General features: G+C 68.0%; 7 protein-coding genes. 5 read left to right on the top strand and 2 right to left on the bottom strand.

Going from position 1 to position 10,588, the window contains the following annotated elements:
• Positions 1 to 6: 6 nt before the first annotated feature.
• From EJI00_RS06950 to EJI00_RS06965, 4 genes are read left to right on the top strand one after another with little or no spacing between them, the layout of a single operon-like run.
• Positions 7 to 1,401 (top strand): DotU family type VI secretion system protein, encoded by a 1,395-nt coding sequence (locus EJI00_RS06950; protein WP_126746737.1) that lies wholly within the window; start codon positions 7 to 9, stop codon positions 1,399 to 1,401.
• Positions 1,401 to 5,036 (top strand): type VI secretion system membrane subunit TssM, encoded by a 3,636-nt coding sequence (gene tssM, locus EJI00_RS06955; RefSeq protein WP_126746738.1) that lies wholly within the window; start codon positions 1,401 to 1,403, stop codon positions 5,034 to 5,036. Before EJI00_RS06950 ends, tssM begins: the two co-directional genes overlap by 1 nt.
• 1 nt (position 5,037) lies before the next feature.
• Complete coding sequence (gene tagF, locus EJI00_RS06960; RefSeq protein ID WP_126746739.1) at positions 5,038 to 5,760, top strand: type VI secretion system-associated protein TagF; 723 nt, start codon at positions 5,038 to 5,040, stop codon at positions 5,758 to 5,760.
• Between the two features lie 31 nt (positions 5,761 to 5,791).
• Positions 5,792 to 7,879, top strand: a complete 2,088-nt coding sequence (locus EJI00_RS06965; protein ID WP_126746740.1) for a serine/threonine protein kinase — start codon at positions 5,792 to 5,794, stop codon at positions 7,877 to 7,879.
• Here the strand turns inward: EJI00_RS06965 and EJI00_RS25355 are convergent.
• Both EJI00_RS25355 and EJI00_RS06975 read right to left on the bottom strand, forming a co-directional pair.
• Positions 7,872 to 8,123, bottom strand: a complete 252-nt coding sequence (locus tag EJI00_RS25355; protein WP_260590482.1) for a hypothetical protein — start codon at positions 8,121 to 8,123, stop codon at positions 7,872 to 7,874. The two genes, EJI00_RS06965 and EJI00_RS25355, sit on opposite strands and share 8 nt — an antisense overlap.
• On the bottom strand, positions 8,108 to 8,842 hold the full coding sequence (locus EJI00_RS06975; protein ID WP_260590483.1) for an MFS transporter: 735 nt from the start codon (positions 8,840 to 8,842) through the stop codon (positions 8,108 to 8,110). Before EJI00_RS06975 ends, EJI00_RS25355 begins: the two co-directional genes overlap by 16 nt.
• A gap of 477 nt (positions 8,843 to 9,319) precedes the next feature.
• Between EJI00_RS06975 and EJI00_RS06980 the strand changes: the two genes are divergently transcribed.
• Positions 9,320 to 10,588: filamentous hemagglutinin N-terminal domain-containing protein (locus EJI00_RS06980; protein ID WP_126746742.1), on the top strand; the 1,269-nt coding region annotated here is incomplete at its 3' end.

A 10,588-nucleotide genomic window follows, 5' to 3' on the forward strand; every position in this document is an offset into this window, starting at 1 on the left:
GACCCAATGAACGGTGTCAACGACATGGCTGTCGGTCCGGGAGGCTTCGTGCCTCCGAACCCGGGTGGCGGCAACAACGGCAATAGCGGTCACAGTGGCGGCATCGGCAATGGGGACGCAGCGGGCATGTCCCCCGCTTCGCGCGGCCTCGGCCAGCAGCCCCAGTCATTCACCGCATGGCACGACGCGCGGCGTCCGCATGCGGGCGACACGGCGCTCGCGGGCAACAACCCGCTCGTGGCGGCGGCCAATCCGCTGCTCGACCTGATTCCGCAGATTCGCGCCACGGGCCACCACGACGCACCCGCGCAGTTGCGCGAGCACCTGGTCGACGAAGTCAGGCGCTTCGAAACGCGCGCGCAGCAAAGCGGCATTGCACCCGAGGTGATCATCGGTGCGCGCTACTGCCTGTGCACTGCCGTCGATGAGGCCGCCGCGCTCACGCCGTGGGGCGGCAGCATCTGGTCGTCGCAGAGCCTGCTCGTGATGTTCCACAACGAGACCTGGGGCGGCGAAAAGTTCTTCCAATTGCTGTCGCGCCTGGTGCAGAACCCCCAGCAGCATCTTCAGCTCATCGAGCTCATCTACTTCTGCCTGACGATGGGTTTCGAAGGGCGTTTCCGCGTGATCGACAACGGCCGCACGCAGCTCGAAACACTCAAGCAGCGGCTGCTGCAGATCATCCGGCAGACGCGCGGAGAAATTGCCGTGCCGCTGTCCCCGCACTGGCAGGACGCGAGCGCACCGGTGCGCCGCACGCGCAACTGGCTGCCGCTGTGGGCGGTGGGCGCCGTGGCGGCGGTGCTGCTGGTGCTGGTGTTCGGTGTGCTCACCTTCAGCCTGGCCGGGCGCTCCGACGGTGCGTTCTCGGCCGTGAACGCGGTGCGCCTGCCGCAGACCGCGCGCGCCGTCGCCTTGCCCGCGCCGCAGCCGCGTCTGCAGCGTTTTCTAGAACCCGAGATCCGCGACGGTTTGCTGACCGTGCGCGACGAGGCCGACCGCAGCGTGGTGGTGCTGCGCGGCGACGGCCTGTTCGCATCGGGCTCCGACCGCGTGCTCGACCGTTATGCGCCCGTGCTCGCACGCGTGGCCGATGCGCTCAACTCGGTGGAAGGCAACGTGCTGATCAGCGGCTTCAGCGACGACCAGCCAATTCGCAGCGTGCGCTTTCCGTCCAATTGGCAGCTCTCGCAGGCGCGCGCCGATGCCGTCAAGAAAATGATTGCCACGCGCGTCACCCGGCCCGAGCGCCTGCGCGCCGAAGGGCGCGGCGATGCCGATCCGCTGGTGCCCAACGATTCGCCGGCCAACCGCGCGCGCAACCGGCGGGTTGAAGTGACGCTGCTCGTGGCGCCCGTGGCCGGCGGCGCCGCCACCGCGCCACAGGGAGGAGCCCGCTGATGCTGCGCGCGATTTTCCGTTTTCTCGTGAGCCGCGACCTGTGGGTCTTTTTCGGGCTCCTGGCTGTCGCGTTCCTGATCTGGGTCATCGGTCCCGTCATTGCAGTCGGCCGCTACCGGCCGTTCGAAAGCGAGTTCGTCCGCATCGTGGTCATCGCGCTCATGTTCACGATCTGGATCGTGCGGGTGCTCTACCGCAAGTGGCGCGAGCGGCGCCTCAATGCGCAATTGCTCAACCAGCTGCGCACCCCCACCGCGAAAGAGAAGGCTGCCAAGCCCGAAGACGCACCCGAGATCAAGGAGCTGCAAAGCGGCTTCACCGACGCCACCGCCATCCTGAAGAACATGCGCTTCGGCTCGGGCGCCGAAGGCAAGGCCGCGGGCCGCTTTGCCGTGTTCGACCGGCAGTACCTGTACCAGCTGCCCTGGTACATCTTCATCGGCGCGCCGGGCTCGGGCAAGACCACCGCGCTGGTCAACTCCGACCTCGACTTTCCGCTCGCCGACCAGCTCGGCAAGGCCGCGGTGCGCGGCATCGGCGGCACGCGCAACTGCGACTGGTGGTTCACCAACGAGGCGGTGCTGATCGACACCGCCGGGCGCTACACCACGCACGAGAGCAACCGCGAAACCGACGAAAGCGAATGGAAGGGTTTTCTCGACCTGTTGAAGAAGTTCCGCCCGCGCCAGCCGATCAACGGCGCGATTCTCACGATCAGCATTGCCGACCTGCCGCTGGCCGACGACGCGCAGCGCGCGCGCCACGCCATGGCGCTGCGCAAGCGGCTGCTCGAACTGCGCAACGACCTGGGCATCAATTTCCCGGTGTATGTGCTGGTCACGAAGACCGACTTGCTGGCCGGCTTCAACGAGTATTTCGGCTCGCTGGGCCGGGCCGAGCGCTCGCAGGTGTGGGGCTTTACTTTCCCCATCGACGCCAACCCGGCGGACCCGGCCAAGGCCGATCTGCGCGAGCGCTTTCACCAGGAATACAAGCTGCTGCACCAGCGCCTGGACGAGCGGCTGCCGGAGCTGTTGGCGGCCGAGCCCGACCAGATGCGCCGTGCGCAGGCCTATCTGCTGCCCCAGCAGTTCGCGAGCTTCGAGGACATCCTCGGCACCTTCCTGGCCGACGTGTTCAACCCCTCGAAGTTCGAAGTCGCGCCAATGCTGCGGGGCGTGTACTTCACCAGCGGCACGCAGGAAGGCACGGCCTTCGACCGCGTGATGGGCGCCATCAAGCGCTACCTGCAGGTCAACGCGCCGCCGGCCCCGCCGCCGGGCCCGGGCAAGAGCTATTTCCTGAAGGAACTGCTGCAGCAGGTGATCTTCCGCGATGCGGGCGTGGCCGGCACCAACCTGCGCTGGTACCGGCGCAAGCGGGCCATCGACCTGGCCGGCTACAGCCTCATCGGCGTGCTGCTGGTGGTGCTGCTGGGCGCCTGCGTGAACAGCTGGCGCAACAACAGCGACTACGTGGCCGAGGTCGACAACAACGCCAAGGCCTTCAACAAGGCCGCGGCGCGCGGCGAGCTGCCGACAGTCGTCGATTCGCAAAGCGACATCGCCAGCTCGCTGCTGGTGCTCGACCGCCTGCGCGACCTGCCCAGGTCGAGCCAGTTCGACATCGGCGACCCGCCCGTGAGCTACCGCTTCGGGCTCTACCAGGGCGAAAAACTGCAGGCGGCGACCGACGGCGTCTATCAGCGTGCGCTCGAAAGCGTACTGCTTCCGCAGGCCGCGCAGCGCGTGGAGCAGGCGCTGCGCGAAGCCTCGAAGACCGATGCCGAATACAGCTACGAGGCGCTCAAGGCCTACCTCATGCTGTACGACGCGGAGCGCTACGATGCCGACTTTCTGCAGGCCTGGCTGCTCACCGACGTGGACCGCAAGATCGGCGCCGCGCTCACACGCGAGCAGCGCACCAACCTCGAGACGCACCTGCAGGCGCTGTTCGCGGGGCGCGTGGTCACGTCGCCGTTCGCCAAGGATGAACGTCTCGTGACCGAGACGCGCGCCCGGCTGGCCGGCGTGCCGCTGGCGCAGCGCTCCTATGCGCGGCTGCGGCGCATCCTGCTGCAGACCAGCCCGCCCAACGCCTTCAGCATTGCGGAGGCGGCGGGGGCCGAGTCTGCACTGGTCATCAAGCGCGCGAGCGGCAAGCCGCTGACAGACGGCATTCCGACGCTCTTCACCTACCGCGGCTACTGGGACATCTTCGACAAGCGAATGGCCGAGACCACGCTCGCGCTCGAGCAGGAAGACCGCTGGGTGCTGCAGATCCGCGCGCCGGGCATGACCGACATCACGTCGCGCGAGCTGCTGCTGCGCGAGGTGCGCAGGCTCTATCTCACCGACTACATCCGCATCTGGGACGAGTACCTGGCCGACATTCGCCTGGCCGACAGCCGCTCGCTGCTGCAGAGCATCCAGATGACGCGCGTGCTCTCGACCTCGGAGTCGCCGATGTCGCGCCTCATTCGCGGCGCCGCGCGCGAGACCGACCTGCTGCGCAACCACGACGAGGCCGCGCGCAGCCTGCTCGACCAGGCGCAGAACCGCGTGGCCAGCACGCGCGAGCGCATCGAGCAGCTCATCGGCCAGCCCGACGGCAGCCAGCGCCGCAACACCGCGCCGGACCGGCCCGAGTCGTTGGTGGACAACCACTTTGCGCCGCTTCGCCGCATGGTGACGGCGCCCAAGGCCGGCGGGCAGGCGCCCATCGACGCGACCGCGGCGCTCATCAACGAGCTCTACACCTTCCTTACCGCCACCGACACGGCATTGCGCAGCGGCAACATTCCGCCCTCGGGCGACGCGGTCACCAAGGTGCAGGCGGAGGCGGGCCGTCTGCCGGCGCCGTTCCAGGGCATGCTGAACGATCTCTCGGCCACCGCGTCGTCCAAGGCCGCGGCCGTGACGCGGCAGAACATCGGGCAGAGCGCGGCGGCCACGATCGGCCAGTTCTGCAACCAGGCCATTGCGGGGCGCTATCCGTTTTCGCGCGGATCCAACCGCGATGTGGCGGCCGGCGACTTTGCGCAGCTGTTTTCGCCGGGCGGCATGATGGACGACTTCTTCCAGAAGAACCTCGCCTCGCAGGTCGATACGTCTGTCAATCCATGGGCCTTCAAGAAGGGCGTGGACGGCAGCTCGCCGGGGCGCTCGTCGTATCTCGATTCGTTCCAGAAGGCGCAGGCGATCCGCGATGTCTTCTTTACCGGCATGGCCGGCGGCCGCACGCCGTCGTTCACCATCGACATCCGGCCCGAGGACATGGACGCCGGGCTCACCCAGTTCACGCTCGACATCGACGGGCAGACGGTGCGCTATGCGCATGGCCCGCAGGCGCCCAGCACCGTGAAGTGGCCCGGCCCGCGCAACAGCAACCAGGTGCGGCTGCAGGTGACCACCGCCAACGGCACGCCGGCCGGCGGCATCGTCACTGAAGGGCCGTGGGCGCTGCACCGTCTTTTCGACAAGGCCTCGGTCTCGGCCGGCAGGTCGCCCGAGTCGTTCAACGCAACTTTCGACATGCAGGGCAAGAAGGTGGTGCTGGCGGTAATCGCGAACAGCGTCTACAACCCGCTGCGTCTGCAGCAGATGAACGGTTTCTCATGCCCGGGAAAGTCGTGACATGAACAGCGGCTTTCCTTCGCCGCAGGCGTGGGTGCCGGCCGACGAGCAGATCGGCTGGTACGGCAAGCTGCCTTCGGCCGGCGACTTTCTCTATCGGCGCATGCCGCGCGAGCTGCAGGCCTGGTGGGACCGCTGGATGCAGAACGGCCTCGGTTCATTCAAGCGCTGGCCCGACGCCATGACGCGGCACTACGTTGTCGCGCCGGTGTGGAACTTTGCGATTCCGGCAACGCAGGGCGTGGACGCGGTGCAGTTCGGCTGCATTGCGCCCAGTTGCGACCGCGTGGGGCGCTACTACCCCGTGTGCGTGACGCTGCAGGTGGCGGCATCGAACTACCGGCCCTCCATGCTGGAAGGCTCCGCCGCATGGTACTGGCAATGCGGCACCGCGTTGCTGCAGGCCATTCGCCATAGCGTGGCGCCCGACCAGTTCGACCAGCAGGTGCTGGCCGCGGCGCATGGCGGGTTCCAGACCGCGAGCGGCGGCTCGGACGACATCCTGTCGATCCTCGGGCCCGCGGCCGGCGGCGCCGGCGCGGCGGCACAGCAGCGCCTGGGCTGGCCCGAACTTCCGCTGTGCTTCGATGCATTCGGAAGCACCAGCTACTGGTGGACCAACCAGGCGGACGGCTCGCCGCTGCGCACCGCCGCGCACGGCGGGGGCCTGAACACGCCGTTGTTTTCGAAGTTGTTTTCACAGGGGCATGTGCCATGGGCATGAGTAACGAGACCCCCGCCGCGGGAGGAGATGCATGACGACAAACGCCAGCAGCAATGCCAGCAGCAGCGCGCCGGCCGATCCGCAAGAGCGGCCGCATCCGCTGGGCCCGGGCCACAGGCTGGACGAGTTCGAGCTGCTCGAAGTGATCGGCGAAGGCGGCTTCGGCATCGTCTACCGCGCCTACGACCACTCGCTGCAGCGCGAGGTGGCCATCAAGGAATACATGCCTTCGATGCTTGCGCGCCGCGTGGGCGACGACAGCGTGCATGTGCGTTCCGACCGGCTCACCGCCACCTTCCAGGCGGGCCTGCGCAGCTTCATCAACGAGGCGCGCACGCTCGCGCAGTTCAGCCATCCGGCGCTGGTGCGGGTGCATCGCTTCTGGGAGGCGAACAGCACCGCCTACATGGCCATCCAGCTGTATCGCGGCCGCACGCTGCGCCGGCTGGCCGAGGAGGAGCCGTCGAAGATCACCGAGGCCTGGCTGCTCGGCATGCTGGGCCCGCTGCTCGGTGCGCTCGAAACGCTGCACCGCAGCCAGTGCTTTCACCGCGACATCGCGCCGGACAACATCTTCATCCAGCAGGACGACCTGCCGGTGCTGCTCGACTTCGGCGCGGCACGCAAGTCGATTGCCGACCTGGTCGACGAAGTGGCGGTGATGGTGAAGTCGGGCTATTCGCCGATCGAGCAGTACGCCGACGACAACACGCTGCTGCAGGGCGCGTGGACCGATCTTTATGCGCTCGGCGCCGTGCTGTACCGCGCGGTCACCGGGCATCCGCCGCCCTCCGCCGTGGTGCGCAGCGTGCAGGACGCCTACGTGCCGCTGTCTTCGCTGGGCCGTAGCGACCTGAGCCCGGCGTTCTGCGCCGCCGTCGACCACACGCTGGCAGTGCACAGCAAGGACCGCACGCAAACCGTGGCGGCGTTCGCGGCCGAGCTGGGCCTGGCCAAGCTCGGCGATACCTATGTGAGCGGGCTGGCGGCGCCGACCGTCATTGTTCCTCTACCCGCCAAGGCCGCGCCCGCGGTGGTGCCGCAGTCGCAGAGAGCTGCGCCCGCACCGGCACCCGCCGTTGTGAAGGAGACCGCTGCATCGGCAGGCGCGGCACGCGCCGAAGCCGCCTCGCCAGAACGGGTCAAGCCCAGGCCACCTCAGCCCGAGGCAAGCCCGGAGAGGGCTCCCGTGCCTCCACCCAAGGCCACCGCACCGCGCGAAACCGCCCCCGCGCGTGCGGCAACGGCGGCCGCCAAGCCGCCGTCTTCGCCCGCCAGGAAATCGTCGCAGCCGCCATGGAAGCTGGTCGGCGTGCTGGTGATCGCGCTGGTGGCCGTGGGCGGCTGGATCGGCCTGCACCTGAGCTCCGGCCGGCAAGAAACATCGACTGCCATGGTGCCGGTGCCTCCGCCTTCGGGACCGATGTCCGCCGACGCACCACCCCCGGCCGTGCCGCCGGGCGAAAGCGCGCCGGGTGGCAACGTGGCGACCGCGCCTACTGGCGCCACGCCGCCCGCGCCGGCGGCCAGTGCGCCGGCCGGTTCGCTGACACCGCTCGACAACATGCCGGTGATTGCGCCCGCGCCTGCGGCGCCTCCCACCGCGGCCGTGCCGCCCACGGCCACTACCCCTGCCACGCCGGTCACACCGCCGGAGCCCGCTCTCGCCACATCCGAAGTCGAGGACTGGAATCTCGCCCAGGCCGAGAACACGCGCGAAGGCTATGAGGCCTACCTGCGCCGGTACCGCCGCGGATTGCATGCACGCGAGGCGCGCAACGCCATTGCCGAGCTGAACCGGCTCTCGCCCACCGTGCCCGCAGCACCCGGCACCACGCCGACCAATGCCGTGCCCACCGTGGTGGCCGGCGGCGCCACGCCGCCCACGCAGCCGGCTGCTCCGCCCGGCAATGGGCGCGTGGTGCTCAACATCCGTCCCTGGGGCCAGGTGTTCGTCGACGGCGCCGACCGCGGCGTGAGCCCGCCGATCAAGTCGTTGTCATTGCGCCCGGGCATCTACAACATCGAAGTGCGCAACGGCGACCTCGACGTGTACCGGCAGCGCGTCACGGTGCAGGACAGCCGCTCGGCGCCCGTGGTCAGCCACGAGTTCAAGTAGGAGCGCCCGGCACCCGGCGCCAGCGCTGCGCGCCGACCAGCGCCAGCACCGCAACAACGCTGGCCGCCAGCAGCATCCAAAGGCCAAGCGTGTAGCCGGTGCCCGGCTGCCACAGCACGCCGGGCATCAAGGGTGCCAGCGCGCGGGCGATGGCGCTCGGCAAGCCCAGTGCGCCGTTGAGCGTGGCCACATGGTCGCGGTTCACGTATTGAGCAATCGCGGTGCCCTTCACGATGGTGAGCATGCCGTTGCCCATGCCATAGAAAAACACGAACAGCAGCGCCGCGCCGAGGAACGGGGCGGTGCGCATGTAGTGCTTGCGGGCACAACGGCCGCCGCTTCGCCTGCGCGGGGCCGCCCGGCTTTCGAACCTGCCGCGAGAGCGGGCGCATGCCGCAGCACCCGCGCATGCAGCGGCGCGCAAATGAAAAGATGAATGGCCGCGAGCACCCACAGCGCGTGCCGCCAGCCGAGCTCCGCAATGAGCCAGGCCACGAGCGGAATGAACACCGTGCTTGCCAGCCCGCCGAGAAAAGTCAACGTGATGATCGCGCGGCGAAAGTCATGTGGAAAGCGCCGCGTGACGATGGAGAACGCCGGGCTGTAGAGCGTGGCCGCCAGTCCCGCGCCGAGCAGCGTCCATGCCGCGTAGAAGCCCAGGGCGCTGTGCACCGTGCTCTGGAGCAGCAAGCCGGCCACGATGACCAGCGAGCCGCCCGTCATCACCGCCCGCTCATGGCCGCGGTCGATCCAGCGCCCCACCGGCCACGCCAGCGCACCTTCGGCCAGCAGCGCGAGGCTGAAGGCCAGCGACGATTGCGCCCGGCTCAGCCCCAGCTCGCGTTCGACCGGCTCCATCAGCAGCGCGAAGCCGTAGAAGACGCTGCCCCAGGTGATGAGCTGACCGAGCGACAGCCAGCCCACCATGCGGCGGTTGTAGAGCGTGGGCGCGGGGGAGTTCACTGCCGATCAGCAACTAGTTTCGCAAACCCCGAGGGTACTGCACCGCCTCCGCCATGTGTGGGAGGACCACGGATTCGAGCCCGGACATCAGGTGCTCGCGGCGCGTCGTGATATTTCGCACGCAACGTGCGATGGAAAAAAGAAAACCCGTCCGGACGAGATTCGCCAAGGCGGGTCAAAAGGTAGCCTCACTCAGGGAGGAGGGATTTGTGATTCGAGGCTACGTGTCCAAATCGTAGCCGGTGAACCACAGCGCAGCTGCATCGATAACCACTTAATGCCTCATCGCCATGACTCGGTGTGTGAGATATCTGGCGCTTCCAACCTGAATCTGGGGGCACTCAGATTCTTTGACATTCCTTACGGCCACTCGAACCCAGAATCCGGGCTCGCCGACGGGTTGTCGGCCATGCAACTTGCCGCCTTTCGCGCCGCGTGTTGCCGCTGTCACAGGAACGATCAGGGAAGAAGAACGCGATGAATAAGAATTTTTTTCGGGTGATTTGGAGCGCGGCGCGCGCAATGCGCGTCGTCGTGCACGAGGCGGCGGCCACCACCGGTAAGGGCTCATCCAAGGCCACCTCGATCACCAAGGGCGCGCTCGCTGGCGCTGCAGCGTTCGCTCCCATGTTCATGGGCGCCGCGCTTGCGGGCCTGCTGACCGCCCCTTATGCGCAGGCCCAGATCGTCGCCAACCCGATGGCCCCCAACGGCATGCGCCCGACGATCCTGGTGGCGCCGAACGGCATCCCTGCGATCAACATCACGACCCCGAGCGCGGCCGGCGTCTCCAGAAACCAATACCTGCAGTTCGACGTGAACGGCCGCGGCGTGGTGGTGAACAACTCACGCACCAACGTCCAGTCGGGCATCGGGGGGTGGATCAACGGGAACCCCTATTTGGCCACCGGACCGGCCCGAGTGATCCTCAACGAGGTCTACTCCAGCAACCCGTCGTACATCAACGGGCCTGTCGAGATTGCGGGTCAGCGTGCCGAGTTCATCCTCGCGAACCCAGCCGGGATCGCGGTCTCCGGCGGCACGTTCATAAACTCATCTCGCGTGACCCTTACGACGGGCACGCCACAATTCAATGCGTTCGGCGGCCTGGACTCCTATGTCGTGCGCGGCGGCACCGTCAGCGTCAATGGGGCGGGCCTCGATCTGAGCCGGACGGACTATGCCGCCATTCTGGCGCGCGCGGTGCAGGTCAACGCGGCCATCCATGCGAGCGACCTCAAGGTGGTCACTGGCGCGAACACGATCAGCGCCGACCACGCGAACGTGACGCCGACAACCGGCACGGGCAGCACGCCCACCTTTGCGCTTGATGTTTCGCAGCTCGGCGGGATGTTTGCAAACCACATTTTTCTGGTGGGCACGGAAGCGGGCCTCGGCGTGCGCAACGCCGGCAGCATCGGCGCGAGCAATGGCAACCTGATAGTGACCTCGGCAGGGAGGCTTGAGAACACCGGCACCCTCGAAGGCACCCGCCTCGAGCTTGCCAGCGCCGGTGACATCGACAACCGCGGCGGCACCATCCGCCAGACCAGCAGCGTGGGTCTCGCGATCACTGCGCCGGTGCTGTCCAACACGAACGGTGGAGTCATCGGTGCCGAACCGGCGCCAGCACCGGCAACCACCGGCACCACCGGCAGCACGAGCACCGGAACCGGTACCGGCGCGGCCGGCACAGGAACGACGACCACCGGCACCACTTCCGGCACCAGCGCCGCGGCCTCGCCC

This window comes from Variovorax sp. DXTD-1 (genome assembly GCF_003984625.1).
Lineage (GTDB): Bacteria > Pseudomonadota > Gammaproteobacteria > Burkholderiales > Burkholderiaceae_C > Variovorax.

Bases quoted from the DNA above. Each gene is read 5' to 3' on its own strand.
- EJI00_RS06950 (WP_126746737.1), top strand. From the start codon at position 7: ATGAACGGTGTCAACGACATGGCTGTCGGTCCGGGAGGCTTCGTGCCT.
- tssM (WP_126746738.1), top strand. From the start codon at position 1,401: ATGCTGCGCGCGATTTTCCGTTTTCTCGTGAGCCGCGACCTGTGGGTC.
- tagF (WP_126746739.1), top strand. From the start codon at position 5,038: ATGAACAGCGGCTTTCCTTCGCCGCAGGCGTGGGTGCCGGCCGACGAG.
- EJI00_RS06965 (WP_126746740.1), top strand. From the start codon at position 5,792: ATGACGACAAACGCCAGCAGCAATGCCAGCAGCAGCGCGCCGGCCGAT.
- EJI00_RS25355 (WP_260590482.1), bottom strand. From the start codon at position 8,123: ATGCTCACCATCGTGAAGGGCACCGCGATTGCTCAATACGTGAACCGC.